Origin of the sequence: Stenotrophomonas maltophilia (assembly GCF_002799155.1) — a bacterium.
Taxonomy (GTDB): Bacteria; Pseudomonadota; Gammaproteobacteria; order Xanthomonadales; family Xanthomonadaceae; genus Stenotrophomonas; species Stenotrophomonas maltophilia_R.
Genome location: NZ_NERD01000002.1, coordinates 1,294,318 through 1,319,916 on the forward strand (window position 1 = coordinate 1,294,318; position 25,599 = coordinate 1,319,916).

General features: G+C 66.9%; 21 protein-coding genes. 13 read left to right on the forward strand and 8 right to left on the reverse strand.

Annotated features, from left to right (window positions below; translation table 11 throughout):
* Positions 1–11: 11 nt before the first annotated feature.
* Both B9Y82_RS06655 and B9Y82_RS06660 read right to left on the reverse strand, forming a co-directional pair.
* Positions 12–605, reverse strand: a complete 594-nt coding sequence (locus B9Y82_RS06655) for a TIGR00730 family Rossman fold protein (RefSeq protein ID WP_100472010.1) — start codon at positions 603–605, stop codon at positions 12–14.
* Between the two features lie 117 nt (positions 606–722).
* Positions 723–2,219, reverse strand: a complete 1,497-nt coding sequence (locus B9Y82_RS06660; protein WP_100472011.1) for an aminotransferase class III-fold pyridoxal phosphate-dependent enzyme — start codon at positions 2,217–2,219, stop codon at positions 723–725.
* A 210-nt stretch (positions 2,220–2,429) separates the two neighbouring features.
* On the opposite strand from B9Y82_RS06660, the gene queA reads away from it, so the two are divergent.
* The 6 genes from queA (at position 2,430) to fabV (ending at position 10,024) form a co-directional block, all read left to right on the forward strand.
* Positions 2,430–3,497 carry a tRNA preQ1(34) S-adenosylmethionine ribosyltransferase-isomerase QueA gene (queA, locus tag B9Y82_RS06665; protein WP_100472012.1) on the forward strand — a complete coding sequence of 356 codons (1,068 nt, stop codon included), beginning with the start codon at positions 2,430–2,432 and terminating at the stop codon, positions 3,495–3,497.
* A gap of 105 nt (positions 3,498–3,602) precedes the next feature.
* Positions 3,603–4,733 carry a tRNA guanosine(34) transglycosylase Tgt gene (gene tgt, locus B9Y82_RS06670; protein WP_006434331.1) on the forward strand — a complete coding sequence of 377 codons (1,131 nt, stop codon included), beginning with the start codon at positions 3,603–3,605 and terminating at the stop codon, positions 4,731–4,733.
* 134 nt (positions 4,734–4,867) lie between these two features.
* Positions 4,868–5,212, forward strand: a complete 345-nt coding sequence (gene yajC, locus B9Y82_RS06675; protein ID WP_087922285.1) for a preprotein translocase subunit YajC — start codon at positions 4,868–4,870, stop codon at positions 5,210–5,212.
* 61 nt (positions 5,213–5,273) lie between these two features.
* Positions 5,274–7,130 carry a protein translocase subunit SecD gene (gene secD / locus B9Y82_RS06680; protein WP_162292082.1) on the forward strand — a complete coding sequence of 619 codons (1,857 nt, stop codon included), beginning with the start codon at positions 5,274–5,276 and terminating at the stop codon, positions 7,128–7,130.
* A gap of 15 nt (positions 7,131–7,145) precedes the next feature.
* Positions 7,146–8,126 (forward strand): protein translocase subunit SecF, encoded by a 981-nt coding sequence (secF, locus tag B9Y82_RS06685; RefSeq protein WP_100472014.1) that lies wholly within the window; start codon positions 7,146–7,148, stop codon positions 8,124–8,126.
* 638 nt (positions 8,127–8,764) lie between these two features.
* The gene (fabV, locus tag B9Y82_RS06690; RefSeq protein WP_100472015.1) at positions 8,765–10,024 is read left to right on the forward strand and encodes an enoyl-ACP reductase FabV; all 1,260 of its coding nucleotides are present in this window, start codon (positions 8,765–8,767) and stop codon (positions 10,022–10,024) included.
* Positions 10,025–10,099: 75 nt separating this feature from the next.
* Here fabV and B9Y82_RS06695 read toward each other — a convergent pair whose 3' ends face one another.
* The 3 genes from B9Y82_RS06695 to B9Y82_RS06705 all read right to left on the reverse strand — a co-directional run bounded on the left by B9Y82_RS06695 (position 10,100) and on the right by B9Y82_RS06705 (position 13,990).
* A complete protein-coding gene (locus B9Y82_RS06695; RefSeq protein WP_100475185.1) occupies positions 10,100–12,169 on the reverse strand; it encodes an EAL domain-containing response regulator in 2,070 nt (689 codons plus the stop codon).
* Between the two features lie 91 nt (positions 12,170–12,260).
* The gene (locus B9Y82_RS06700; RefSeq protein ID WP_100472016.1) at positions 12,261–13,445 is read right to left on the reverse strand and encodes an NAD(P)/FAD-dependent oxidoreductase; all 1,185 of its coding nucleotides are present in this window, start codon (positions 13,443–13,445) and stop codon (positions 12,261–12,263) included.
* On the reverse strand, positions 13,442–13,990 hold the full coding sequence (locus tag B9Y82_RS06705; RefSeq protein ID WP_049425172.1) for a YaeQ family protein: 549 nt from the start codon (positions 13,988–13,990) through the stop codon (positions 13,442–13,444). Before B9Y82_RS06705 ends, B9Y82_RS06700 begins: the two co-directional genes overlap by 4 nt.
* A gap of 124 nt (positions 13,991–14,114) precedes the next feature.
* Between B9Y82_RS06705 and B9Y82_RS06710 the strand changes: the two genes are divergently transcribed.
* Positions 14,115–14,993: a pseudouridine synthase gene (locus tag B9Y82_RS06710; RefSeq protein WP_100472017.1), complete on the forward strand. Its 879-nt coding sequence runs from the start codon at positions 14,115–14,117 to the stop codon at positions 14,991–14,993.
* A gap of 4 nt (positions 14,994–14,997) precedes the next feature.
* On the opposite strand, the gene B9Y82_RS06715 is transcribed toward B9Y82_RS06710, so the two are convergent.
* Positions 14,998–15,486: a YaiI/YqxD family protein gene (locus tag B9Y82_RS06715; protein WP_100472018.1), complete on the reverse strand. Its 489-nt coding sequence runs from the start codon at positions 15,484–15,486 to the stop codon at positions 14,998–15,000.
* A gap of 302 nt (positions 15,487–15,788) precedes the next feature.
* Between B9Y82_RS06715 and B9Y82_RS06720 the strand changes: the two genes are divergently transcribed.
* The 4 genes from B9Y82_RS06720 to B9Y82_RS06740 all read left to right on the forward strand — a co-directional run bounded on the left by B9Y82_RS06720 (position 15,789) and on the right by B9Y82_RS06740 (position 19,544).
* Positions 15,789–15,998 (forward strand): cold-shock protein, encoded by a 210-nt coding sequence (locus B9Y82_RS06720; protein WP_005416210.1) that lies wholly within the window; start codon positions 15,789–15,791, stop codon positions 15,996–15,998.
* Positions 15,999–16,132: 134 nt separating this feature from the next.
* Positions 16,133–16,822, forward strand: coding sequence for a glutathione S-transferase family protein (locus B9Y82_RS06725; protein WP_100472019.1), 690 nt, complete (start codon positions 16,133–16,135; stop codon positions 16,820–16,822).
* 32 nt (positions 16,823–16,854) lie between these two features.
* Positions 16,855–18,420, forward strand: a complete 1,566-nt coding sequence (locus tag B9Y82_RS06730) for a protein adenylyltransferase SelO (RefSeq protein WP_100472020.1) — start codon at positions 16,855–16,857, stop codon at positions 18,418–18,420.
* Between the two features lie 587 nt (positions 18,421–19,007).
* Complete coding sequence (locus B9Y82_RS06740) at positions 19,008–19,544, forward strand: adenine phosphoribosyltransferase (protein WP_100472022.1); 537 nt, start codon at positions 19,008–19,010, stop codon at positions 19,542–19,544.
* A 90-nt stretch (positions 19,545–19,634) separates the two neighbouring features.
* Here the strand turns inward: B9Y82_RS06740 and dbpA are convergent, their stop codons facing one another.
* Positions 19,635–21,011: an ATP-dependent RNA helicase DbpA gene (dbpA, locus tag B9Y82_RS06745; RefSeq protein ID WP_100472023.1), complete on the reverse strand. Its 1,377-nt coding sequence runs from the start codon at positions 21,009–21,011 to the stop codon at positions 19,635–19,637.
* A gap of 154 nt (positions 21,012–21,165) precedes the next feature.
* Positions 21,166–22,245: a YeiH family protein gene (locus tag B9Y82_RS06750; protein WP_100472024.1), complete on the reverse strand. Its 1,080-nt coding sequence runs from the start codon at positions 22,243–22,245 to the stop codon at positions 21,166–21,168.
* Between the two features lie 101 nt (positions 22,246–22,346).
* Here B9Y82_RS06750 and B9Y82_RS06755 point away from each other — a divergent pair, with 101 nt between their 5' ends.
* Positions 22,347–23,222, forward strand: a complete 876-nt coding sequence (locus tag B9Y82_RS06755; protein ID WP_100472025.1) for a LysR substrate-binding domain-containing protein — start codon at positions 22,347–22,349, stop codon at positions 23,220–23,222.
* 397 nt (positions 23,223–23,619) lie between these two features.
* The gene (locus tag B9Y82_RS06765; RefSeq protein ID WP_100472026.1) at positions 23,620–25,497 is read left to right on the forward strand and encodes an ATP-binding cassette domain-containing protein; all 1,878 of its coding nucleotides are present in this window, start codon (positions 23,620–23,622) and stop codon (positions 25,495–25,497) included.
* Positions 25,498–25,599 lie beyond the last annotated feature (102 nt).

Here is a 25,599-nt window from a genome sequence, read left to right on the forward strand (position 1 = left end):
TTGCGGCTGCATCAACGCAGGGCGGCGCGGCGCTTCTCGTCAATCCACTTCGAGGCCTGCGCCGGCTGGTAGTTCTTCATCCACTCCAGCATTTCTTCGATGTCCGAGCCGTACCACAGGTCCTGGCGCTGGTCCGGGTGCAGGAAGCGCTCTTCCACCATGCGGTCGATCATGCCGATCAGCGGCGCGTAGAAACCTTCCACGTCGAGGAACGCGCACGGCTTGTTGCCGATGCCCAGCTGGCGCCAGGTCAGCATCTCGAAGATCTCTTCCATGGTGCCGAAGCCACCGGGCAGGGTGACGAAGCCGTCGGCCAGGTCGAACATGCGCGACTTGCGCTCATGCATCGAACCGACGATCTCCAATTCGGTCAGGCCACGGTGGGCCACTTCCCAGTCGGCCAGCTGGCGCGGAATGACGCCGGTTACCTCGCCGCCGGCGGCGAGCGCGGCATTGGCCACGGTTCCCATCAGGCCGACGTTTCCACCGCCGTACACCAGGCGCAGGCCGTCACGGGCGATGCGATCACCCAGGGCAATGGCGCGTTCGGTATAGGCCGGCTTGCTGCCAGCGTTGGAACCACAGTAGACGCAGATCGACTTCATGGGGGGTCTTGTCTCTTGGTGCGGAAACGAAAACGCCCCGCCAGCAACCGGGTCAGCGGTTGCGGGCGGGGTGCGGGTGGATTATCCCCTTCTGTAGCGCCGAAGCGAAGCGGCCGCTTACGCCGCTGCAGCCTGCTCGCGGCGCGGGCCTTCACGCAGGGCGCGGCCGACCATGCCCACCAGCAGGTCCAGCTCCTCGCTGTCCATGCCGAAGTGCGGGGTGAAGCGCAGCGAGTTCTCGCCGCCATGGATCACGTTGATGCCGTGCTGTCGCAGCCATTCCTCGGTGGAATTGGCGCCGTAGCACTTGAACTGCGGGGCCAGCTCGCAGGAGAACAGCAGGCCGGTGCCCTGCACCTTGGTGATCAGGCCGCCCAGTTCGCTCTTGAGCTGTTCCAGCTTGCGCACGGCTTCGGCACCGCGTTCGGCGATGTTGGCACGCACCTGCGGGGTCAGCTGCGCCAGGGTGGCGCAGGCCACGTCCAGTGCACGCGGATTGCTGGTCATGGTGTTGCCGTAGATGCCCTTGCGGTACAGCTGCGCGGCATGCTCGGTCACCGCCAGCACCGACAGCGGGTACTGCGCGGCGTTGAGCGCCTTGGAGTAGGTCTCCATGTCCGGCGGATCCAGGCCTTCGAAGCCCGGGTAATCGACCACCGACAGCACGCCATGCGCGCGCAGGCCAGCCTGGATCGAGTCCAGCAGCAGCAGGCTGCCGTGCGCACGGGTCAGTTCACGGGCCACGGCATAGAACGCCGGCGGCACCGAGCGGCCGGGGTCGCCTTCGCCCATCACCGGCTCCAGGAATACCGCTTCGATGAACCACTGGTTGCGCGCGGCATCCTCGAACACCTTGCGCAGGCCGGCCTCGTCATAAGGCGCCACGGTGATCACCGAGTCCTCGCCGCGATAGCTGGCCAGGTGCTGCATGTAGCTCTTGCGGCTGGAATCGGAATACAGGGCAGGGCGGTCGGTACGGCCATGGAAGCTGCCCTTGACCACCACGCGCTTGATCGCCGCACCGGCGTGGCGCGCGCCCGGGTCGGTCTGCAGCTTGGCGTTGACGTCGGCGATGCGCGCGGCCAGGCCAACCGCCTCGGAGCCGGAATTCAGGCACATGAACCGCGCAAACGGGCAGCCGCCACGGCGGTGGCCGATCTCGGCGCGCAGGGCGGTGATGAATCGCTGCTGCGACAGGCTGGGGGTCATGATGTTGGCCATCACCTGCGGGCGGGCCATTGCCTCCAGCACGGCATCCGGGGTGTGCCCGAAGCCGAGCATGCCGTAGCCGCCGGCGTCGTACAGCACGGCGCCCTTCAGGGTGACCACCCACGGCCCGCGCGCGGCCAGCGCCACGTACGGGGTCACTGCATCATCGGCATAGAAATTGACGAACCCGTCCTGCATCGCGTCGATCTGCGCCTGTTCATCCTGCGCCAGCAGCGGCCCCAGGTCGGCCTGCACGCGCGCGAATTCCTCGGCGGCGGCGTCCACCGCGGCGATCAGCTGCGGGTGGTTGGCGGACAGGGCGGTCAGAGTGGCATCGTCCAGGCCGGAGGTGAGGCGGGTGCCGGGCTGGTTGCGCAGGGGGGCGAGGCGTTCGATGAAGCTCATTGCAGATCTCCTGAAACAATGGGTCGCACGGGTCTTCAAAAGCAAAACGCGCGTCATCACGCGCGCTTGGGGCAGGCTCGTGCAGCGGACTTCCAACTCGATGCTAGCACTTGTTTTTTTGCGCGATAACCCCGCAGAAACCTGCTGCATAGCAGCATTTTGCGCGACGTTCGCCGCGAAGTGCGCCGGCTCGCAGACGCTGGCCGTACAATGCGCGCCATTGTCGACCTGTTGCCGCCCACTGCCTTGAAGAAGTCCGATTTCCATTACGACCTGCCGGCTGAACTGATCGCACAGGCGCCCCTGGCCGAACGTTCCGCAAGCCGCCTGCTGCTGGTACCGCCGGCGCCCGATGCCTTCACCGACCTGCAGGTGCGTGACCTGCCGTCGCTGCTGCAGCCGGGCGACCTGCTGGTGTTCAACGACACCCGGGTGATCCCGGCGCGCCTGTTCGGGCAGAAGGCAAGCGGCGGCCGCGTCGAGATCCTGATCGAGCGCCTGCTCGGCGCCCAGCAGGCCCGCGCGCAGGTGGGCGCCAGCAAGTCGCCGAAGGCCGGCAGCCGCATCGCGCTGGATGCCGGGGGCGAAGCCGAAGTGCTGGGCCGCGACGGCGAGTTCTACGTGCTGCAGTTCCGTGTGCCGGAATCGTTGGAACAGTGGCTGCTGCATGCCGGCCGCCTGCCGCTGCCGCCCTACATCCAGCGCGAGCCGGGCGTGGACGACCGCGAGCGCTACCAGACGGTGTTCGCGCGCGAAGTGGGTGCGGTGGCCGCGCCGACTGCCGGCCTGCATTTCGACGAGCCGCTGCTGGCCGCATTGAAGGACAATGGCGTGGACTTCGGCCACGTCACCTTGCACGTGGGTGCGGGCACCTTCCAGCCGGTGCGCGCCGATGACCTGAAGGACCACGTGATGCACCGCGAGTGGCTGAACGTGGGCGCCGAGCTGGTGCAGCAGGTGCGGCGCACGCGCGCCGCCGGCGGCCGCGTGATCGGCGTCGGCACCACCGTGGTGCGCGCGCTGGAAAGCGCGATGCGCGATGGCGAACTGCTGCCGTTCGCCGGCGAGACCCAGATCTTCATCACCCCGGGCTACCGCATCCGCAGCGTGGACGCGATGGTGACCAACTTCCACCTGCCGGAAAGCACGCTGCTGATGATGATTTCCGCGTTCGCTGGCAAGGAGCGCGTGTTCGAGGCCTACCAGCACGCGATCGAGCAGCGCTACCGCTTCTTCAGCTACGGCGACGCGATGCTGCTGTTCCCGCAGGCGGGGTGAGGCGGCAGGGTAGCCCGGGAGGGCAGGGGCCCCTGTGCGTGCGCACCTTGGTGCGCACGCTTTCTTGGGAGACAATAGGCGACTATTTGCCTGAATGACCGCTCCATGTCCCGACTGCAGTTCCAGCTCAAGACCCGCGACGGCCGTGCCCGCCGTGGCCGCCTGACCTTCCCGCGCGGCACGGTGGAAACGCCGGCCTTCATGCCGGTGGGGACCTATGGCTCGGTCAAGGGCATCCTGCCGGACCAGGTGCGTGCGCTGGGCGCCGAGATCATCCTCGGCAACACCTTCCACCTGTACCTGCGCCCGGGCCTGGACATCATCGCCGACCACGGCGGCCTGCACGGCTTCTGCCGCTGGGACGGCCCGATCCTGACCGACTCCGGCGGCTTCCAGGTGTTCTCGCTGGCCCACCGCCGCAAGATCACCGAGCAGGGCGTGACCTTCGCCTCGCCGACCGACGGTGCCCGCGTGTTCCTGGGCCCGGAAGAGAGCATGAAGATCCAGAAGGTGCTCGATTCGGACGTGGTGATGATCTTCGACGAGTGCACCCCGTACCCGGCCACCGAGGATGTGGCGCGCCGCTCGATGGAGCTGAGCCTGCGCTGGGCCCAGCGCAGCCGCAACGCGCATGACGAGTTGGGCAACGACGCGGCCCTGTTCGGCATCGTCCAGGGTGGCGTGCACACCGACCTGCGCAGCCGCTCGGCCGAAGCCCTGCAGGCGATCGGCTTCGACGGCTATGCCATCGGCGGCCTGGCCGTGGGCGAGCCGGAGCACGAGCGCAACGCCATGCTCGACCACCTGGATCCGGAGCTGCCGGGTGACCGCCCGCGCTATCTGATGGGGGTGGGCCGACCGGAGGACCTGGTCGAGGGTGTCGCCCGCGGCGTGGACATGTTCGACTGCGTGATGCCGACCCGCAACGCCCGCAACGGCCACTATTTCACCTCGTTCGGCACCGTTCGCATCCGCAACTCCCAGTACGCGCGCGACATGGACCCGATCGAGCCCGGCTGCGGCTGCGTGGCCTGCACCGGTGGCTACACCCGTTCCTACCTGCGCCACCTGGACCGCTGCAACGAGATGCTGGCGCCGATGCTGGGCACCCTGCACAACCTGTTCTATTACGAAAAGCTCATGGCCGACATCCGTGCGGCGATCGAGGCGGGAACCTTCCTGGCCTTCCGTGAGTCCTTCTACGCGGCACGCGGGGCGGTAGCACCGCCGCTGTAACCCGAACGCCCCCTGCCAAACGGCCCAAGGACGAACGCCCGGGGCCGTGGCATACTTCAAGGCTGACCCAGATCCGCGGTCGACACCTCGTGCCCGTGAAACGGCCGAAGCGCCGCCCAACCAAAGGACCAACGATGAACCTGCTTGCCTTCCTGATTCCCGCCGCCCACGCCCAGGCCGCCGGCGGCCAACCGCAGGGCATGGGCCTGACCACGCTGCTGTTCCCGATCATCCTGATCGCCATCATGTACTTCCTGATGATCCGCCCGCAGATGAAGCGGCAGAAGGAGCACAAGGCCATGCTGGAGAAGATCAAGCGTGGCGACGAAGTGCTGACCAACGGCGGCATCGCCGGCAAGGTCACCGACATCGGCGACAACTTCATCACCATCGAAGTGGCCGAGAACGTGCGCATCCGCGTGCAGAAGGGCGCTGTCGGCAGCGTGCTGCCGACCGGCACCCTGGATTCGGCCAAGTAAGCCACTCCCTTTCCGAAGCACAACCGCGGCGCCGGGGATGGCGCCGCGCGGGACCCAAGCAATGCTCGAATTTCCACGCTGGAAGTACGTCGTCATCCTGATCGTACTGGCGCTCAGCACGCTGTACGCGCTGCCCAACATCTACCAGAAGGACCCGGCCCTCCAGATCACCGCCAACCGTGGCGGGCAGATCGACGATGCGCTGCGCGACCGTGTGTTGGCCGACCTGAAGACGGCCGGTGTCACCACCATCGGTGTCGAGAAGGAAGGGGAAAGCCTGATCGTCCGCCTGCCGGACCTGAAGGCGCAGTCCGCTGCCAGCGATGCCCTGCGTGACACGATTGGCGAAAAGTACACCGTGGCCCTGAACCTGGCCTCGACTGTGCCGGACTGGTTGGCCAAGCTGGGCGGTCGCCCGATGGTGCTGGGCCTGGACCTGCAGGGTGGCGTGCACTTCGTGCTGCAGGTCGACCAGAAGGCCGCCCTGGACAAGCGCCTGGACGCCTACACCGAAGACGTGCGCAGCACCCTGCGTGACGCGCGCATCGCCTACCAGTCGGTGGAGCGCCGCGCAGACAACAGCATCGTCGCCAACCTGAGCCCGTCCGCCGGTGACGACGCCGCGCAGCGTGCCCGTACCGCCCTGGTCAAGGCTCAGCCGACCCTCGGCTACGACGTCAGTGGCAACCGCATCACGGTGACCGTGCCGGAAACCGAGATCGCGCAGATCGCCAACGGCGCCATCGAGCAGAACATCAACACCCTGCGCAACCGCGTGAACCAGCTCGGCGTGGCCGAGCCGATCATCCAGCGCCAGGGCGCCGACCGCGTGGTCGTGCAGTTGCCGGGCGTGCAGGACACTGCCGAAGCCAAGCGCATGATCGGTGCCACTGCCACCCTGGAATACCGCGCGGTGGTTGAAGGCAATGCGCAGGACGCCATCAACTCCGGCCGCATCCCGCCGGAAGCGAAGGTCTACCAGCAGCGTGACGGCCGCGGCCCGATCCTGCTGAACAAGCGCGTGATCGTCACCGGCGACCAGATGGTCGGCGCGCAGGCGGTGACCGATTCGAACAGTGGCTCACCGGCGGTCAGCGTGACGCTGAACAACGTGGGTGGCCAGCGCATGTTCGACTTCACCAGCGCCAACGTGAACAAGCCGATGGCGGTGGTCTACACCGAGCGCGTGCCGACGGTGACCGTCGTCGACGGCCAGGAAGTGCGTGGCTTCAAGGTCAACGAGGAAGTGATCTCGGTGGCCAACATCAACGGCGTGTTCGGCAAGAACTTCCAGACCACCGGTCTGCAGAAGAAGGAAGCCGAGGACCTGGCCAAGCTGCTGAAGTCCGGCTCGCTGGCCGCGCCGATGGACTTCGTTGAAGAGCGTGTGGTCGGCCCGAGCCTGGGCGCGGAGAACGTCAAGAATGGTATGCGCGCCGTGGTGTTCGCCTTCCTGTTCACCCTGGTGTTCTTCAGCGTCTACTACCGCATGTTCGGCGTGATCACCTCGCTCGCGATGCTGTTCAACCTGCTGATCGTGGTGGCGGTGATGTCGCTGTTCGGCGCGACCATGACCCTGCCTGGCTTCGCTGGCCTGGCGCTGTCGGTCGGCCTGTCGGTGGACGCCAACGTGCTGATCAACGAGCGCATCCGTGAAGAACTGCGTGCCGGCGTGCCGGGCAAGACCGCGATCGTGACCGGTTACGAGCGTGCCTCGGGCACCATCCTCGACGCCAACCTGACCGGCTTGATCGTCGGCGTGGCGCTGTTCGCATTCGGTACCGGTCCGCTGAAGGGCTTCGCGCTGACCATGATCATCGGTATTTTCGCCTCCATGTTCACCGCGATCACCGTGTCGCGTGCGCTGGCGACGCTGATCTACGGCCGTCGCAAGAAGCTCCAGAACGTGGCCATCTGACGGGACGACACGCACATGAAACTGTTTCCGCTGCACATCCTCCCGAACGACACCAAGATCGACTTCATGCGCTGGCGCCATGTCGCGATGGTCGTCACGGTCATCGTGTTCTTGGCCTCGGTCGCCATCATCGGCGTCAAGGGCTTCAATTACGCGCTGGACTTCACCGGTGGCACCCTGATCGAAGCCCGCTTCGACAAGGCGGTGGACGTCGAGCAGGTCCGCACCAAGCTCGAGCAGGGCGGCTTTGACGGCGCCCAGGTGCAGAGCGTCGGTGGCAACACCGACCTGCTGATCCGCCTGGCCCCGCACGGTGAGCACGCTGCCGGCACCGGCGACGCCGCGCACGAGGACAAGGCTACCGCTGCCGCCGTCGTGAAGGCGCTGTCAACCGCCGACAACCAGGCCACCGTGCTCCGTAACGAGTTCGTGGGCCCGCAGATCGGCAAGGACCTGGCGATGAATGGCCTGTACGCCACCATCTTCATGCTGGCCGGCTTCCTGATCTACATTGCCGTGCGCTTCGAATGGAAGTTCGCGGTTACCGCCAGCATCGTGGCGATGTTCGACCTGATCGTGACGGTGGCTTACGTGTCCCTGCTGGGCCGTGAGTTCGACCTGACCGTGCTGGCTGGCCTGCTGTCGGTGATGGGCTTTGCGATCAACGATCTGATCGTGGTCTTCGACCGCGTCCGCGAGAACTTCCGCAGCCTGCGCGTGGACTCGATGGAAGTGCTGAACCGTTCGATCAACCAGACGCTGTCGCGTACGGTGATTACTGCGGTGATGTTCTTCCTGTCCGCGCTTGCCCTGTACATGTACGGCGGCAGCTCGATGGAAGGCCTGGCCGAGACGCACATGATCGGTGCGGTGATCGTGGTGCTGTCCTCGATCCTGGTGGCGGTGCCGATGCTGACCATCGGTTTCCTGCGCGTCAGCAAGCAGGACCTGCTGCCGAAGGCGAAGGACGTCGAGGCCCTGGCCCGTCGCCCGTAAGCGTTCGCGCTGCACGCAACACACAGAGAACCCCGCGCAAGCGGGGTTTTTTGTGGGCAGGGCTGGTACGCATCATCGCATGCGCGCTGTCGCTCCCACGCTTCTCTGCGCGAACCGTGGGCCCCACTTACCAGCTCCCAGACCCCCGCCGCTTCGCGGCCGCCCCCTGACTCAGGGGGCTCTGCCCCAGACCGGTTCCGCACGGCTGATGGTGGGTGCCGACCGTTGGTCGGCACATCTGTCAGATATCGAATGAATTCAACCGTGCCGACCAACGGTCGGCACCCACCAACAGCAGCGGCGACATGTCCGACAGATCGCGGGAAACTGTCGAAGGCGGGGTGGGTCAGGTTGCGGGGGCGTGAGCGCCATGGATGGCGCGACCGAGCCTACAGGGACGTATTCACGGCGTCCCCCGCAACCGGACCCACCCCGCCAACCCACAGGACCCCAGCTTCTGCCGTTGACGTTGCCTCTGCGGGTGCAGGGTGCAACCCTGCAAAACAAACACCACCCTACGCCAGCGTCGGTTGTGCAATCTTCCCCCGCGCACTACGATCCTGCGGTTCGCGCGCGCAGGCGCGCGCCCGTATTCCTGCTGAGCGCCCCGTGCGCCGCATTGCCAACCCGAGGTATTCATGGTCATCAAACCGCGCGTCCGCGGCTTCATCTGCGTCACCACCCATCCGACCGGCTGCGAGGCTGCGGTCAAGCAGCAGATCGACTACATCCGCGCGCGTCCGCCGATCCAGAACGGCCCCAAGCGCGTGCTGGTGATCGGCGCCTCGACCGGCTACGGCCTGGCTGCACGCATCACCGCGGCCTTCGGCAGCGGCGCCGCCACCCTGGGCATCTTCTTCGAACGCCCGGGCAGCGAAACCAAGCCGGGTACCGCGGGTTGGTACAACTCGGCTGCGTTCCACACGTACGCTGCGGAAGCCGGCCTGTACGCCAAGAGCATCAACGGCGATGCCTTCTCCGATGAAGTGAAGGCGAAGACCATCGAAATGATCAAGGCCGATCTCGGCCAAGTGGACCAGGTCGTCTACAGCCTGGCTGCGCCGCGCCGCAAGCACCCGAAGACCGGCGAGATCATCAGTTCCACGCTGAAGCCGATCGGCGAGCCGATCACGCTGCGCGGCCTGGACACCGACAAGGAAGTGCTGACCGAGACCCAGCTGCAGCCGGCGACCCCGGAAGAGATCGCCGGCACCGTCGCGGTGATGGGCGGCGAGGACTGGCAGATGTGGATCGATGCACTGGCCGATGCCGACGTGCTGGCCAACGGCTGCACCACCACCGCCTTCACCTATGTGGGCGAAGAAATCACCCAGGCGATCTACTGGAATGGCTCGATCGGTGCCGCCAAGAAGGATCTGGACACCAAGGTGCTGGGCCTGCGCGAGAAGCTGGCCAGGATTGGTGGTGACGCACGCGTATCGGTGCTGAAGGCGGTGGTCACCCAGGCCAGTTCGGCCATTCCGACCATGCCGCTGTACCTGTCGCTGCTGTTCAAGGTGATGAAGGAAAAGGGCACCCACGAAGGCTGCATCGAGCAGCTCGACGTGCTGTACGACATTCTCTACGGCGGCAAGTCCGATGGCGTGGCGGTCGATCGCCTGCGTCACGATCTGGTTGACGGCGACGGTCACACCGTGGCGCTGGTCGACGAGGAAGGTCGACTGCGTGCCGACTACAAGGAAATGGCTGCGGACGTGCAGGGCAAGGTGGTGGCGCTGTGGCCGCAGGTCACCAACGAGAACCTGTACGAGATCAGCGACCTGGCCGGCTACAAGGCCGATTTCCTGCGCTTGTTCGGCTTTGGCGTGGAAGGCGTGGACTACGAGGCCGACGTCAATCCGGATGTGAAAATCGACAATCTGGTCGACATGACCTGATCAAACAGAAGGCCGGCGAATGCCGGCCTTCTGCGTTCTGTAGAGCCAAGTGATGCCCGGCTCTGCAGGTAGGTATCACCCGAACTCGAAGCCCATTTCCGGCAGCGCAGGGCCGACGAAGTCACCCTGCACGTAATCCACGCCGGCACTGAACAACAGGGTCATCGAATTGGCATCGCTGACGAACTCGGCAATGGTGCAGATGCCGGCTTCCTGCGCACGCGCGGTAATCTGGCTGATACGGTCGATGTTCTCGCGCGTGGCCGCCAGATCGCTGGTGAAACCGCGGTCCAGCTTGAGGAACTGCGGCTGGAAGTGGGCCAGCAGCTGGAACGAATCCAGCCCCGAGCCGAACTGCTCCAGGCCGATGCGGCAGCCCAGCGGTGCCACTTCGGCGAGAAACTGCTGCGCGCTGCGCAGGTGGGTGAACACCTTCGCTTCCGGTGCATGCAGCCACAGCCGTTCGCCGGGCACGCCCTGTGCCTGCAGCTCGCGGCGCAGGGTGGCGATCATCTGCGGGTCGTCGAACGATTCCGGCGTCACTTTCACCAGAACCTGGGTGGCGTTGCCTTCGCGCGCGCGCTGGCCGAGCACTGCGATGGCCTGCGAGACCACCCAGCGGTTGATATCGGCCAGCAGGCCGTGTTCCTCGGCGATGCCCAGGAATGCGGTCGGGCTCAGCAGCTCGCCATTGTTCTCCAGGCGCAGGTAGGCCTCGTACAGCTCCAGCGGCTCGCCCTGCAGGTTCAGCACCGGCTGGTAGTGCAGCTGGAAGCCATCGCCGGCCAGTGCCTCGCGGATACGCGCGACCCAGCGCAGCACGCGCTCTTCCTCCACACGGTCGGCGGCGGCGGGGTCGAAGATACGGCAGGTGTTGCCCAGTTCGGCTGCGGCATGGGTGCATTCGCTTGCACGCGCCAGCACCTGGCCGATGCTGGCGATCTTCTCGCCCACCTGCACGCCGCCAATGCTGACCGTTACCGTGGCCGAGCGTGCGCCGATGCTGAAGACATGCGCGGCATAGGCCTCGCGGATGCGCTCGGCCAGCGCCACGGTCTGTGCATAGGGCCCGGCCTGCAGCACGGCGAAATTATGTTCACCGAAGCGGGCCAGCTGCGCGTCCTCGCCGACCACCTCGGCCAGCAGCGCGGCGAGCGCGCCGATCAGGGTGTCGGCCGACGCCAGGCCGATGTCCGGCAGCAGTCGCGCGTAGTGGTCCGGTTCGATCAGCAGCAGGCCGAACTGGCCCTCGCTGCGCCCGGCCTGGGCCACCGCGCTTTCCAGTTGCAGCATGAAGGTCGGCCGGTTGAGCAGGCCGGTAACCTGGTCGCGCTGGCGCAGGTCCTCGACCTCGCGCGCCAGCTCGGGATCGAACTCCATGCGGCGGCGGAGCACCACCTGCAGGCAGGACTCGCCCTCGTAGGTGGCAGCGGCAAACTCCATTGTCGCCGGGAACGCACTGCCGTCCTCGTGGCGCGCGTCGAGCTGGTATTGCGGCGGCGGCGCCTCGCCGCGACTGAGTCCCTTCAACAGTTGCTTGAAGCCCTCCACGTGCTGGGCCGCGACCATGTCCAGCAGCGAAATGCCTTCGATGTCGTCGAAATGCTCGTAGCCGAACATCTCCAGGTAGGCGTCGTTGGCACGGATGTGCATGCCTTCATGCACGTAGGCGATGGGGTCGCGCGAGGAGGCGATCAGCGCGTCACAGCGGCGCTCGGTCTCGCGCATCTGTGCCTCGATGCGGCGCAGGCCGCGACGCGCCTGCAGGTCCACCCACTGGTCGCGGACCACGGCGAGCAGATGCTCGGGGCGCTGGCGCAGGGCCACGGCACGGATGCCATGGCTGCTGGCCTGCACCAGTTCGTCCTCATCGATGCGCTCGGCCAGCAGTACCAGCGGAATGTCCTTGCCGCTGGCGGCGATGTGCTGGGCCGCCAGCTGCAGCGGGATGCCCTGCGAAGGCGAGGCCAGCACCAGGTCGATGGCCTGGCTGGTCAGCACCTGGGCCAGCTCGGCCGCATCCTGCGGGCGCCACGGGCGTACCGCGATGCCGCTGTTGCGCAGGGTGCTGACGATGGCTTCGGCATTCTCGCCGCTGTCATCGACGATCAGCAGGCGGATGGTGATGTCGTTCGCGTTCTGCATGCACTGCTCCCCAATCTGCGAATCTAGATACACGATGCGCGGCGAACCGTCCATGCGCGCCTCCCTTGCGTGCATCGAACGGCCAAGTGGTTCACACCACGCCGCCCGCTGCGTGGCCGCTGGCCCAGGCCCATTGGAAGTTGTAGCCGCCCAGCCAGCCGGTCACGTCCAGCACCTCGCCAACGAAGTGCAGGCCGGGTACGCGCTTGGATTCCATCGTCGAGGATGACACTTCGGCGGTGTCCACGCCGCCCAGGGTGACCTCGGCGGTGCGGTAGCCTTCAGTGCCGCTGGCCACCAGCGGGAATGCGCCCAGCAGCTGCGCGGCCTGGCGCAGCACTGGCTCGTCCAGCTGGCGCACCGGGCGGTCCGGCAGCCAGTGCTCGCACAGGCGCTGCGCCAACCGCTTCGGCAGCACCTCGCCCAGCACCGTGCGCAGCTCGGCGGCGGGGCGGTCGCGCTTCATCTGGCGCAGCCACTCGCCGGCATCCTGGCCCGGCAGCAGGTCCAGCTCCAGCGCATCGCCGGGCTGCCAGAACGAAGAGATCTGCAGGATGGCCGGGCCGCTCACGCCACGGTGGGTCAGCAGCATGAAGTTCTGGAAACTCTTTCCGTTGCAGCGCGCCTCGATCGGCAGTGCGACGCCGCTGAGGTCGGCCAGCCGCTCCTGGTGCTTGCCACTGAGGGTCAGCGGCACCAGGCCGGCGCGGGTCGGCAGCACCTGGTGGCCGAAATGGCGGGCCACTTCATAGCCAAAGCCGCTGGCCCCCATGCTGGGAATCGACAGGCCACCGGTGGCAACCACCAGCGAGGCGCAATGGAACAGGCCCTGCGTGGTGTGCACGCGGAAACCATCGCTGCCGTGCTCGATGCGCTGCACGCTGCATTCGGTACGGATCTGTACGCCGGCCGCCTGGCATTCGTCCACCAGCATCTTCACGATCTGCTTGGAGGAGATGTCGCAGAACAGCTGCCCCAGTTCCTTTTCGTGATAGGCGATGCCGTGCTTGTGCACCAGCTCGATGAAGTGCCAGGGCGTGTAGCGGGCCAAAGCCGACTTGCAGAAGTGTGGGTTGGCCGACAGGAAGTTGGCCGGGGTGGTGCCGGTGTTGGTGAAGTTGCAGCGGCCACCGCCGGACATCAGGATCTTCTTGCCGACCTTGTTGGCATGGTCGATCACCTGCACCTGGCGGCCGCGCTGGCCGGCGGTGATCGCGGTCATCAGCCCGGCCGCGCCGGCACCGATGACCACCACATCGCAACGGATCGTGCTCATGCCTTGGCGCGCTTGCGCCAGTTCGGGATCACGTCGAGCTGGATCTGGTCGTTGAGCAGCTGCACCTCGCCGTCCTGGATCAGCACGCTCCAGCGCATGGCACGCTGGATCTGCTGGCCCCAGCGCTCAACGAATTCGCCGTCCAGATCGACCACCGAGAGATTGTCGAAACGTGCCAGGCCCTTGCCCTGCTTGCCCCACCAGATATCCGATGCATTGCCGCCGTAGTTGACCACCTGCACCTGGCGGCTGCGATTGCTGGCCTTGCGGATGCGCGACTCGTCCGGATGGCCCAGGTCGATCCACTGCAGGATGTCGCCGGTGTAGTCGTGTTCCCACAGATCGGGCTCGTCATCGGTGCTCAGGCCGCGACCGAATTCCAGGCGATCGCCTGCGCTCAGCGCGAAGGCGAGCAGGCGCACCATCAGGCGCTCGTCGGTCTCGGACGGATGCTGGGCCAGGGTCAGATTGTGGGTCGCGTAGTAACCGCGATCCATGTCGCTGATCTGCAGTTCGGCCTTGCGGATGGTGGCAGTAAGAGCCATGGGGGATCCGTGGACTAAAGACGACAATGATAGAGGTTTGCTCCGGGGGTGTCCGTGGCTGGGCTGTCTGCATGCCGTCAACGATGGCACTCTTGCGCTCTTTCCCGTGGCCGGAGTGGACGCCATGAGCTTGCCCAGCCGGCTGCAGCTGCCGCCCGGCCCCTGGGCCACCCTGCTGGATGGCCTGTGTGCACGTTTCCCGCGCATCGCGCGCGCGCAATGGCAGGATCGCTTCGCGCGTGGCCGTGTGCTGGATGCGCAGGGCAGGGTGCTCGCGCCGGGCATGCCCTGGCAGGTCGGGCTGGACATCCAGTACTTCCGCGAAGTGGCCGATGAGCCGGTGGTTCCCTTCGCCGAGACCATCGTTCATCTGGATGCGCACCTGCTGGTGGCCGACAAGCCGCATTTCCTGCCGGTGACACCGGCCGGTGGGCATGTGCGCGAGACGTTGCTGGCGCGGCTGGTCGCCCGCACCGGCAATGCCGATCTGGTGCCGCTGCACCGGCTGGATCGGCTGACGGCCGGGCTGGTGCTGTTCTCGACCCAGCGTGCGTCGCGTGATGCTTACCAGCGCCTGTTCCGTGAGCGGTGCATCGAAAAGACCTATGAAGCCCTGGCACCGGCGCTGCCGGGGCGGGAGTTCCCGTTGCAGCGGGACAGCCGTCTGGTGCCGGGCGAGCCCTTCTTCCGGATGGCCGAGGTGCCCGGCGAACCCAATGCGCGCAGCTGGATCGAGCTGATCGAGGCCGAAGGGCCGGTCTGGCGGTACCGGCTGCTGCCGGAAACCGGCCGCAAGCATCAGTTGCGCGTGCACATGGCCATGCTGGGGGCGCCGATCGTGGGTGACACGCTGTACCCCCAGCTTCAGCAACGTCCGCCGAACGTCGCTGAGGCGCCGCTGCAGCTTCTGGCGCGGGGCCTGGGCTTCGACGACCCGTTGAGTGGCGAACGACGGATGTTCAGCAGCGGCCGCAGCCTGAGCCTGCCGGCTGAGGGCGGCTAGCCCGTCAGCGGGCCGGGCGTCGCGCCAGCCAGCGGTCCAGCTCGGCGGCGAACAGCTGCCGGTCGCGGGACCCCAGGGGCGGCGGTCCGCCGGTCTGGACCCCGGCGCCGCGCAGTTCCTCCATGAAATTCCGCATCGACAGCCGTTCGGCCATGTTGTTCGGCGTGTACAACTGGCCGCGCGGGTTCAGCGCGACGGCCTTCTTCTCCAGCACCAGCGCGGCCAGTGGGATGTCCTGGGTGACCACCAGGTCGCCTGCGGCGACCCGCTCGACGATGGCGCTGTCGGCTACGTCCAGCCCCTGCGGCACCTGGATCGAGCGCAGCCAGCGCGAGGGCGGGGTGCGAATCCACTGGTTGGCAACCAGGGTCAGCTCGATACCGACCCGTTCAGCTGCACGGAACAGGATGTCGCGAATGACGGTGGGGCAGGCGTCAGCATCCACCCAGATGCGGGGGGAGGCGTGTTCAGCGGGGGTTTCGGCTTCAGTCATTTACCCAGTGTAGGGTAGGAAAATCCTGAATGGGGGCTCGGAGTTAGCCGCGAAAGGCTGCCAACCCTTGCCGCGCCTAGCGGGTGACGGGTTCCCATGAACGTCGGGACTATCGCTTTTTGCGGAAAACACGCGTATCGTGCGACCCACTGTGTTTGCTAGGGTCACCGTGAATCGTGGCCTGGTGCAGTTGATCTCACGATCCACTCATCGATCCGCTTTACCAACGCCTGCAACTCAGTCTCGGCCCCGATACCCGGTGGCTGCGATTTTTTTCAACATGTGTTTCAGGAGTTAGTAAAATGTCTGAACGTCAGACCGGCACCGTCAAGTGGTTCAACGACGCCAAGGGCTTCGGCTTCATCACCCCGGAAAGCGGCCCGGACCTGTTCGTGCACTTCCGCGCGATCCAGGGCACCGGCTTCAAGACCCTGCAGGAAGGCCAGAAGGTTACCTTCATCGCCGTCCAGGGTCAGAAGGGTATGCAGGCTGACCAGGTGCAGGCGGTCTAATCCGTCTGCTACCGTTGGGTAGCCAGAACGCCGGAAGCGAAAGCTTCCGGCGTTTTTTGTTGCCCGTTGTTTTTTCGTAGCCGAGCAATGCGCCATGCGCGGTACGATGCGTGTCTCCCCAAGGGATCACCCCCATGCGCATCGTCCACCACCTGGAAAACTCCCGTTCGCTGCGCGTGTTGTGGATGCTGGAGGAGCTGGGGCTGGACTACGAACTGCGCCGCTATCCGCGTGATCCGAAGACGTTGCTGGCGCCGCCGGAACTGCGCAACGTGCATCCGCTTGGCAAGTCGCCGGTGCTGCAGGATGGCGAGCTGGTACTGGCAGAGTCCGGCGCGATTCTCGACTACCTTGCTGACCGCTACGACACGCAACGCCAGCTGTCGCCGTCACCGATGCCGGCCGACGGAGCCGAGCGCATCGCCTACCGCTACTGGCTGCACTACGCCGAAGGCTCGGCGATGCCGCCACTGCTGCTGACCCTGGTGATGGGACGCATCCGCAACGCGCCGATGCCCTTCTTTGCCCGCCCGATCGCGCGCAGCATCGCCGACAAGGCCGAGCGCGGCTTCGTTGGGCCGCAGCGGCGCTTGCACCTGGACTGGATGGAGCGCCGCTTGTCCGAAAGCCCGTGGTTTGCCGGCGAACGCTTCAGTGCGGCCGACATCCAGATGAGCTTCCCGATCCAGGCCGCTGCCGCGCGTGGTGGTGGCCTCGACGACAAGCCGGCGCTGCGCGGCTTCCTCAAGCGCATCGGTGAGCGCCCGGCCTACCAGCGTGCCGAGGCCCACGGTGGTCACCTGCAGGCGCTCAGCGGCAATTGAGGCGGGCGGCCGTCGCCCCCATCTTCAGCACCATGGATACCGTCAGCCCCCGTTTCGATAACCGCCTGCTGCACACCCTGCCAGGCGACCCCGAATCCGGCCGGCGCCGCCGCGAAGTGCGGGGCGCGGCCTGGTCGCCGGTGATGCCGACCCCGGTGTCGGCGCCCACGCTGCTGGCCTGGTCGCCGGAAGTGGCCGGGCTGTTGGGTTTCGATGCCGCTGAGGTCGAGAGCGAGGGCTTCGCGCAGGTGTTCGGCGGCAATGCGCTGTACCCCGGCATGCAGCCATGGGCCGCCAACTACGGTGGCCACCAGTTTGGTCACTGGGCCGGCCAGCTCGGCGACGGACGTGCGATTTCGCTGGGCGAGCTAGTTGCGCCGGACGGCCGCCATTGGGAGCTGCAGCTGAAGGGGGCCGGCCCCACGCCGTATTCGCGCGGCGCCGATGGGCGCGCAGTGCTGCGCTCATCCATCCGCGAATTCCTGTGCAGCGAAGCGATGCACCACCTGGGCGTGCCGACCACGCGCGCGTTGTCGCTGGTTGGCACCGGTGAAGACGTGGTGCGCGACATGTTCTACGACGGCCACCCGCGTGCCGAGCCGGGTGCCATCGTGTGCCGGGTTTCGCCGTCGTTCCTGCGTTTCGGTTCGTTCGAGCTGCCGGCCTCGCGTGGCGAAACCGCACTGCTGCAACAGTTGGTGGACACCTGCATCGCCCGCGATTTCCCTGAGCTGGACGGGCAGGGCGAGGCGCTGTACGGCGACTGGTTCGCGCAGATCGCGGTGCGCACGGCCGAGATGGTCGCGCACTGGATGCGCGTCGGCTTCGTGCACGGTGTGATGAACACTGACAACCTGTCCGTGCTCGGCCTGACACTGGACTACGGCCCCTATGGATGGATCGAAGACTTCGATCCGGACTGGACACCGAACACCACCGACGCACAGGGTCGCCGCTACCGCTTCGGTACCCAGCCGCAGGTGGCGTACTGGAACCTGGGCCGGTTGGCACAGGCGTTGGCGCCGTTGTTCGGCGATGTCGCACCGCTGCAGGCGGGCCTGTCGGCCTACCAGTCCACCTTCGTGGCCTGCACGCGCCGCGATGCTGCAGCGAAGCTGGGGCTGGCTGCGGCGGATGATGATGACCTGCAGCTCTACCAGCGCTGGCAGCAGCTGATGCAGGACGGTGCCATGGACATGACCCTGGCGTGGCGCGCGCTGATGCGTCTCGATCCGGCGGCACCGGATGCGGCGCTGCTGGACGCGGTGTACTACGACGACGCGCGCCAGCAGGCGGTGCAGGCGCCGTTGCAGCAGTGGCTGCAGGACTACGCGGCGCGCCTGCACCGCGATCCGCTGTCAGCCAGCGAACGCATGGCGAAGATGACGGCGGCGAACCCGCTGTACGTGCTGCGCAACTGGCTGGCCCAGGAGGCGATCGACCGCGCGGAGCAGGGTGACCTCGGCGGTGTTCATGCACTGCAGGACGTTCTGCGTGACCCTTACACCGAACGCCCGGGGTATGAACACTTCGCCGGCAAACGCCCGGCGTGGGCCGACAACCGTGCCGGCTGCTCGATGCTGTCCTGCAGCTCCTGAGGGGGGGGCGGCAGGGCTGCACCCTGCACCCGCAGAGGCCAGGTCAACAGCCAGAGCAAAGCTGGATTCCGTGGTTTGGCGGGGCGGTGTCGGAGTGCGGGGACGCTGCAAGTACGTCCCTGTAAGCTTGGCAGCCGCATCCATGCGGCTGACACCCCGCACTCCGACACCGCCCCACCTCCGACAGATTCCCGCGGCTGTTGGTAGGTGTCGACCTTGGTCGACACGATAGATCCACGCCATGCGTGGATGCTCTTCGTTCAATTCTCGAAATATTCGATTTTGATAGAGATTCATCCACGCATGGCGTGGATCTACTGCAGATCGCAGAGATCTGTCGAAGGCGGGGTGGGTCCGGTTGCGGGAGTGTCCGCGGCATGGATGCCGCGGCCAAGCCCCCATGGATGGGTTTACGGCGTCTCCCGCAACCGGACCCACCCCGCCATCCCTCGGAATGCGGCTTTTGCTTTCGCTTTTGATTGCGCTCTGGCCTCTGCAGGTGCCGGGCGCGGCCCGGCCGACACCCCCATCAGGCAGGCGGCGCCCGGAACAGGTACCCTATGCCGCCATCAGTTAGCCAATGTGACATGACCGACGCCATCGTCGCTCCGCAGTGGGCGTCCCGCCTGCGCGACATCGCCGACTTCCCCAAGCCCGGCATCCTGTTCAAGGACATCATGCCGCTGCTCGCCCACGGCGAGGACTTCCGCGGCGCGATCACCGCGATGGCCGACCGCTGGCGCGACCAGAAGCTGGACGCGGTGGTCGGCATCGAATCGCGTGGCTTCATCCTCGGCGCCGCGATGGCGCTGGAGCTGGGCGTGGGCTTCGTGCCGGTGCGCAAGCCGGGCAAGCTGCCGGGCCAGGTGCTGCGCGAGGAATACACGCTGGAATACCGCAGCGACTGCATCGAAGTGCACGCCGATGCGCTGACGGCGGGTGCCCGCGTAGTGATCATCGATGACGTGCTGGCCACCGGCGGCACGCTGGTCGCTGCGCTGTCGCTGGTGCGCCGCCTGGGCGTTGACGTGGTCGGTGCCGGCGTGCTGGTCGAGCTCGATGGCCTCGGTGGCCGCGCCCGTTGGGAAGCGAACCTGCCGCTACACACCGAACTGGTGTTCTGATCAGAGGGTGGGTGCCAACCTTGGTTGCCACCGCCTGCCGTTTGCTGTGCGCACAGGGTCGAGCATGGCTCGACCCTGCAGGTCACCCGATTACATCATCCGCACGCGGAAACGACGGCCCTTGATCTTGCCGGCTTCCAGCCTGGCCACGGCTTTGTTGGCCTGCTCACGCGCGATTGCCACATAGGAGCGGGTCGGGAAGATCGCGATCTTGCCGATGAACTTGCTCGACAGTCCGGCGTCGCCGGTCAGGGCACCGAGGATGTCGCCCGGGCGCAGCTTGTCAGTCTTGCCACCGTCGATCCGCAGGGTGCGCATCGCGGCCTGCGGCAGCTCGGCCGGGCGCGCGGTCGCCAGCGGCGTCTTCTGCCAGTCCAGCGGCTGCCCCATCTGCGCTTCGATCGCTTCGGCACGGGTCTTCTCGCGGCCGGCCACCAGGCTGATCGCCAGGCCACTGGCACCGGCACGACCGGTACGGCCCACGCGGTGCTGGTAGCTCTCCACGTCGGTCGGCAGCTCGTAGTTGATCACCGCGGCCAGCTCTTCCACGTCCAGGCCGCGTGCGGCCACGTCGCTGGCCACCAGCACGTTGCAGCTGCGATTGGCCAGCAACAGCAGCACTTCCTCGCGGTCACGCTGTTCCATGTCACCGTGCAGGGCCAGTGCGGAGAAGCCGAACTGCTGCAGCGAGTTGGCCACTTCGTCCACGTCCTTGCGGGTGTTGCAGAACACCACCGCCGATTCCGGCGTGTACTTCAGCAGCAGGCCGGCAAGCGCCTTCTGGCGATGCGCCGGCTCCACCTCGCAGAACAGGTGGCGGATGGCCGGGGCCTGGTCGGCACCCTCCACCGTCACTTCCACCGCGTCGCGCAGCAGGTCACGTGCCATGGCGCGGATGCTGTCGGGGAAGGTGGCGGAGAACAGCAGGCTCTGGCGATCCTTGTGGGTGCGGCCGGCGATCTCGCGGATCGGCTCCTCGAAGCCCATGTCGAGCATGCGGTCGGCCTCATCCAGCACCAGCGTGCGCACCGCGCCCAGGTTCAGCGCACGCTTGCGTGCCAGCTCCTGCACGCGGCCAGGCGTGCCGACCACCACATGCGGATCGTGGCCTTCCAGCGACGCCAGCTGCGGCCCCAGCGGCACGCCGCCGACCAGCAGCAGCAGCTTCAGGTTGGGGATGCCGGTGGCCAGCTTGCGGATCTGCTTGCCGACCTGGTCGGCCAGTTCGCGGGTCGGGCACAGCACCAGCGCCTGCACGCGGATCAGGCTGGGGTCGATGGCCTGCAGCAGGCCCAGGCCGAAGGCGGCGGTCTTGCCGCTGCCGGTCGGCGCCTGTGCGATCACGTCGCGGCCATCGAGGATGGCCGGCAGGCTCTGCGCCTGCACGGGGGTGAGGGTGGTGTAGCCGAGGGCATCCAGGCCGGGCTGCAGGGCCGGGCTCAGCGGCAGGGTCGAGAAGTCAGTCATGGCGCATTGTACCCGTCCGCGCGGCCGCCCCCGTCTAATGGGGTGGGGTCGGATCCCTTTCCGCAGGAAAGGGCTCTGACCCCCAATTGGAGCCGCCATCCACGCATGGCGTGGATCTGCTGGTGGGTGCCGACCTTGGCCGGCACGCTCCTGCTCAGCCCAGCACCGCCAGCACACCCTGATGGATGGCCAGGCCACCGAACAGCAGCCACGCAAAAAGGATCAGCGCCAGCAGCAGTGGCTTCAGCCCGGCCTGGCGCAGTGCCGAGACGTGGGTGGTCAGGCCAAGCGCGGCCATCGCCATTGCCAGCAGCACGGTATCGAGCTGCACCAGCCCGGCCTGCAGGCCGGCCGGCAGCAGATGCAGCGAGTTGAACCCGGCCACCGCCGCGAAACCGAACGCGAACCAGGGCACCACGATGCGCGCCTTGCTGCCGTCGGCGCTGGCCTTGCCGCCACGCGCCAGCCACAACGACAGCGCGACCAGGAACGGCGCCAGCAGCATCACCCGCACCATCTTGGTGATCACCGCCGTGTCAGCCGCCGCTTCGTTGACCGCACGGCCGGCCGCCACCACCTGTGCCACTTCATGCACCGTCGCACCGGTGAACAGGCCGTACTGCCGCGCGTCCATTGCCAGCCAGCCATGCGATTGCACCAGCGCGTACAAGGCGGGGTACAGGAACATCGCCAGCGTGCCGAACACCACCACAGTAGAGACCGCGACGGTGACCTGCGCAGCACGGCCGCGCACCACCGGTTCGGCAGCCATCACCGCCGCCGCGCCGCAGATCGCACTGCCGGCGCCGATCAGCATTGCCGCTTCGCGCTCCATCTTGAACACGCGCATGCCCAGCCAGCAGGCCAGCCCGAAGGTGCTGGCGACCACCAGCACGTCCATCAGTACGCCGGTGACGCCGACATGGCCGATGTCCTGGAAGGTCAGGCGCAGGCCGTACAGCACGATGCCGGCGCGCAGCAGCCAGTGCTTGGAGAAGCCGACACCGGCCGCGCTGCCCGGTGCCAGCCGTGGGTAGAACGTATTGCCGACCACGATCCCGGCGACGATGGCCACGGTCAGCGCGCTCAGGCCGTGCGCCTGAAGCCAGGGCAGCTCGGCCAGGTACAGCGAGGCCGCCGCGATCAGGCCGACCAGCAGCAGGCCGGGCAGCCGCGGCTGCCAGCGTTGGCGCAGGGCGGCCAGGGACCAGGAGGAGAGAGCGGGGGCATTCATGGCAGGGCAGGGCTGGAGTGATGAGGCAAGCGTGCGCTTCTGTCGCTGACCTGTAAAACGAATAATATGGGTGAAACCTACCTATCAAGCGGGTAAATGCCATGCGCCTGACCTTGCGCCAGCTGCAGGTCTTCGTCGCCATCGCCGACCATGGCAGCACCACTGCCGCCGGCCAGGCCATTGCGCTCTCGCAGTCGGCCAGCAGCGCCGCCCTGCAGGAGCTGGAGGCGCACTTCGGCACCCCGCTGTTCGACCGCATCGGCCGCCGCCTGGCCCTGAACGGGCACGGCCGCGCGCTGCTGGAGCCGGCGCGCACGTTGCTGGTCAACGCCGCCGACCTGGAGCGGCAGCTGGCCGCTGGCGGCGACCCGTCGCAGGGTGCACCGCTGCGGCTGGTGCTGGCGGCCAGTACCACGATCGGCAACTACCTGTTGCCACCGCGCATCGCCGATCTGCTGCGACAGGCGCCGCAGGCCGAAGTCGACCTGCGCATCGACAACAGTGCCGGCGTGGTTGCCGCCGTGCAGCGCCTGGATGTGGACGCCGGCCTGATCGAAGGCCCATGCCACGAGCGCGGGCTGCAGGTGACCGCCTGGCAGCAGGATCCACTGGTGATCGTCGGCGCCGCCGGCGCTGCCGCGCGCTGGTCACTGGACGAACTGCGCCGCGCACGCTGGCTGCTGCGCGAACCGGGCTCCGGCACCCGCGAAGCGGTCGAACAGGCGCTGTTGCCGCATCTGCGCGGCTTCGCCCAGACCCTGCAGCTGGGCAACACCGAAGCGATCAAGCAAGCCGCCATCGCCGGCCTCGGCCTGGCCTGTCTTTCGCGTCATGCGCTGGAAGAGCCGCTGGCTCTCGGCCGCCTGCGTGTGCTGGAGACCCCGCTGCCGCCCCTGCAGCGCACCCTGTGGCTGGTACGGCACCCCGGCAAGCAATGGCTGCCGGGGTTGCAGGCGTTGTTGGGGGAGGTGCAGTAGCAGGGATCGGTCTTACACTGCGCGAATTTCACGAAGGGGTCAGAGCCCGTTGCGCAGCAACGGGATCCGACCCCGACAGATCGACAGGTCTTGCAGCGCTCATCCACGCATGGCGTGGATCTACCGTGCCGACCAAGGTCGCCACCCACCAGAGCAGAATGCCGTTCCGACAGATCGCAGAAATCTGTCGAAGGCGGGATGGGTCCGGTTGCGGGGGCGTGAGCCGCATGGATGCGGCGACCGAGCTTACATGGACGTACTTGCAGCGGCCCCCGCAACCGGACCCACCCCGCCATCCCACAGGAAACCAGCTTTTGACGTTGCTTTGGCTGCGGCCGTTGCCTCTGCGGGTGCCGGGTGCAACCCGGCCGACGCCCCCAACCCGTACAATATCCGGATGCCCCTGATTACTCTGCAGAACGTCGACTTCAGCGTCGGCGGCCCGTTGTTGCTGGAAAAGGCCGAACTGTCGATCGAGCCGGGCGAACGCATCGCCCTGATCGGCCGCAACGGCGCCGGCAAATCCACCCTGCTCAAGCTGCTGTCCGGCGACCACAAGCCCGATGACGGCGAAGTCCGCGTGCAGCAGGGCGTGCGCGTCACCCGCCTGGAGCAGGAAGTGCCACACGGCGCGGCGGGCTCGGTGTTCGACGTCGTCGCCGATGGCCTCGGCGAACTGGGCCAGTGGCTGGCCGAGTTCCACCACCTCAGCCATGCCGAGGTCTTCGATGGCGAAGCCCTCGGCAACGTGCAGGCCAAGATCGACGCCGCCAACGGCTGGGGCCTGGACCAACGGGTCAGCGAAACCCTGACCAAGCTCGACCTGGACGGCGAGGCCGAGTTCGGCCGCCTGTCCGGCGGCATGAAGCGCCGCGTGCTGCTCGCCCGCGCGCTGGTGTCCAGCCCCGATGTGCTGCTGCTGGACGAACCGACCAACCACCTGGACATCGAGGCCATCGACTGGCTCGAAGCGTTCCTGAAGGGCTGGAGCGGCAGCGTGGTGTTCGTCACCCATGACCGCCGCTTCCTGCGTGCGCTGGCCACCCGCATCGTCGAGATCGACCGCGGCCAGGTCACCAGCTGGCCGGGTGACTGGGCCAACTACGAGCGTCGCCGTGAGGAACGCCTCAACGCACAGGCGCAGGAAAACGCACGCTTCGACAAGCTGCTGGCGCAGGAAGAAGTCTGGATCCGCCAGGGCATCAAGGCACGCCGCACCCGCGACGAAGGCCGCGTACGCCGCCTCAAGGCGATGCGCACCGAACGTTCGCAGCGCCGCGACCTCAGCGGCAACGTCAAGATGGAAGCCGCGCAGGGCGTCAGCTCCGGCAAGAAGGTCATCGACGTCAAGGACATTTCGTTCGCCTTCGGCGAGCGCACCATGGTCCGCGATTTCACCACCACCATCCTGCGTGGCGACCGCATCGGCCTGATCGGCCCCAATGGCAGCGGCAAGACCACGCTGCTGAAGCTGCTGCTGGGCGAACTGCAGCCGGCCCAGGGTGAGGTCAACGCCGGTACCAACCTGCAGATCGCGTATTTCGACCAGTACCGCGCGGTGCTGCGCGAAGACTGGAGCGCGATCGAGAACGTGGCCGAAGGCCGCGATTTCCTCGAGTTCAACGGCAAGCGCAAGCACGTGCATGCCTACCTGCAGGACTTCATGTTCACTCCGGAGCGCGCGCGCGCGCCGATCACCCGCCTGTCCGGTGGCGAGCGCAACCGCCTGCTGCTGGCCAAGCTGTTCGCGCAGCCCTCCAACCTGCTGGTGATGGACGAACCGACCAACGACCTCGACGTGGAAACCCTGGAGCTGCTGGAAGAGCTGCTGGGCGAGTACACCGGCACGCTGCTGCTGGTCAGCCACGACCGTGACTTCATCGACAACGTGGTGACGTCCACGCTGGTGATGGAAGGCGACGGCGTGATCGGCGAGTACGTCGGTGGTTACAGCGACTGGCAGCGCTATGCGGCCAGCGTGGCTGCGCCTGCCGCGGCCCCGGCAGCCAAGCCGGCGTCCGCTGCACCGGCGGCGGCGGCGACTCCCGCAGCCCCCAAGCGCAAGCTGGCCTACAAGGAAGCACGCGAGCTGGAGCAGCTGCCGAAGACCATCGAGAAGCTGGAAGGCGATGTCGAAGGCCTGACCTCGGCGATGAACGACCCCTCGTTCTACACCCGCAGCAGTGCCGAAGTGACCGCGCACACCCAGCAGCTGGCCAAGGTGCAGGCCGAGCTGGATGCCGCGTACGCACGCTGGGAAGAACTGGAAGGCTGAGCGTCTGCCGGCGCTGCCGGTGAACTCAGGGATCCGTGCGGACCAACGGTCCGCACCTACCGACGCCGATGCCTGGTAGATCCACGCCATGCGTGGATGGCT

Bases quoted from the DNA above. Each gene is read 5' to 3' on its own strand.
- secF (WP_100472014.1), top strand. From the start codon at position 7,146: ATGAAACTGTTTCCGCTGCACATCCTCCCGAACGACACCAAGATCGAC.
- yajC (WP_087922285.1), top strand. From the start codon at position 4,868: ATGAACCTGCTTGCCTTCCTGATTCCCGCCGCCCACGCCCAGGCCGCC.
- B9Y82_RS06710 (WP_100472017.1), top strand. From the start codon at position 14,115: ATGAGCTTGCCCAGCCGGCTGCAGCTGCCGCCCGGCCCCTGGGCCACC.
- B9Y82_RS06660 (WP_100472011.1), bottom strand. From the start codon at position 2,219: ATGAGCTTCATCGAACGCCTCGCCCCCCTGCGCAACCAGCCCGGCACC.
- B9Y82_RS06715 (WP_100472018.1), bottom strand. From the start codon at position 15,486: ATGACTGAAGCCGAAACCCCCGCTGAACACGCCTCCCCCCGCATCTGG.
- B9Y82_RS06705 (WP_049425172.1), bottom strand. From the start codon at position 13,990: ATGGCTCTTACTGCCACCATCCGCAAGGCCGAACTGCAGATCAGCGAC.
- B9Y82_RS06700 (WP_100472016.1), bottom strand. From the start codon at position 13,445: ATGAGCACGATCCGTTGCGATGTGGTGGTCATCGGTGCCGGCGCGGCC.
- fabV (WP_100472015.1), top strand. From the start codon at position 8,765: ATGGTCATCAAACCGCGCGTCCGCGGCTTCATCTGCGTCACCACCCAT.
- B9Y82_RS06655 (WP_100472010.1), bottom strand. From the start codon at position 605: ATGAAGTCGATCTGCGTCTACTGTGGTTCCAACGCTGGCAGCAAGCCG.
- tgt (WP_006434331.1), top strand. From the start codon at position 3,603: ATGTCCCGACTGCAGTTCCAGCTCAAGACCCGCGACGGCCGTGCCCGC.
- B9Y82_RS06725 (WP_100472019.1), top strand. From the start codon at position 16,133: ATGCGCATCGTCCACCACCTGGAAAACTCCCGTTCGCTGCGCGTGTTG.
- B9Y82_RS06755 (WP_100472025.1), top strand. From the start codon at position 22,347: ATGCGCCTGACCTTGCGCCAGCTGCAGGTCTTCGTCGCCATCGCCGAC.
- B9Y82_RS06730 (WP_100472020.1), top strand. From the start codon at position 16,855: ATGGATACCGTCAGCCCCCGTTTCGATAACCGCCTGCTGCACACCCTG.
- B9Y82_RS06740 (WP_100472022.1), top strand. From the start codon at position 19,008: ATGACCGACGCCATCGTCGCTCCGCAGTGGGCGTCCCGCCTGCGCGAC.
- B9Y82_RS06765 (WP_100472026.1), top strand. From the start codon at position 23,620: ATGCCCCTGATTACTCTGCAGAACGTCGACTTCAGCGTCGGCGGCCCG.
- B9Y82_RS06720 (WP_005416210.1), top strand. From the start codon at position 15,789: ATGTCTGAACGTCAGACCGGCACCGTCAAGTGGTTCAACGACGCCAAG.
- B9Y82_RS06695 (WP_100475185.1), bottom strand. From the start codon at position 12,169: ATGCAGAACGCGAACGACATCACCATCCGCCTGCTGATCGTCGATGAC.
- queA (WP_100472012.1), top strand. From the start codon at position 2,430: ATGCGCGCCATTGTCGACCTGTTGCCGCCCACTGCCTTGAAGAAGTCC.
- dbpA (WP_100472023.1), bottom strand. From the start codon at position 21,011: ATGACTGACTTCTCGACCCTGCCGCTGAGCCCGGCCCTGCAGCCCGGC.
- secD (WP_162292082.1), top strand. From the start codon at position 5,274: ATGCTCGAATTTCCACGCTGGAAGTACGTCGTCATCCTGATCGTACTG.
- B9Y82_RS06750 (WP_100472024.1), bottom strand. From the start codon at position 22,245: ATGAATGCCCCCGCTCTCTCCTCCTGGTCCCTGGCCGCCCTGCGCCAA.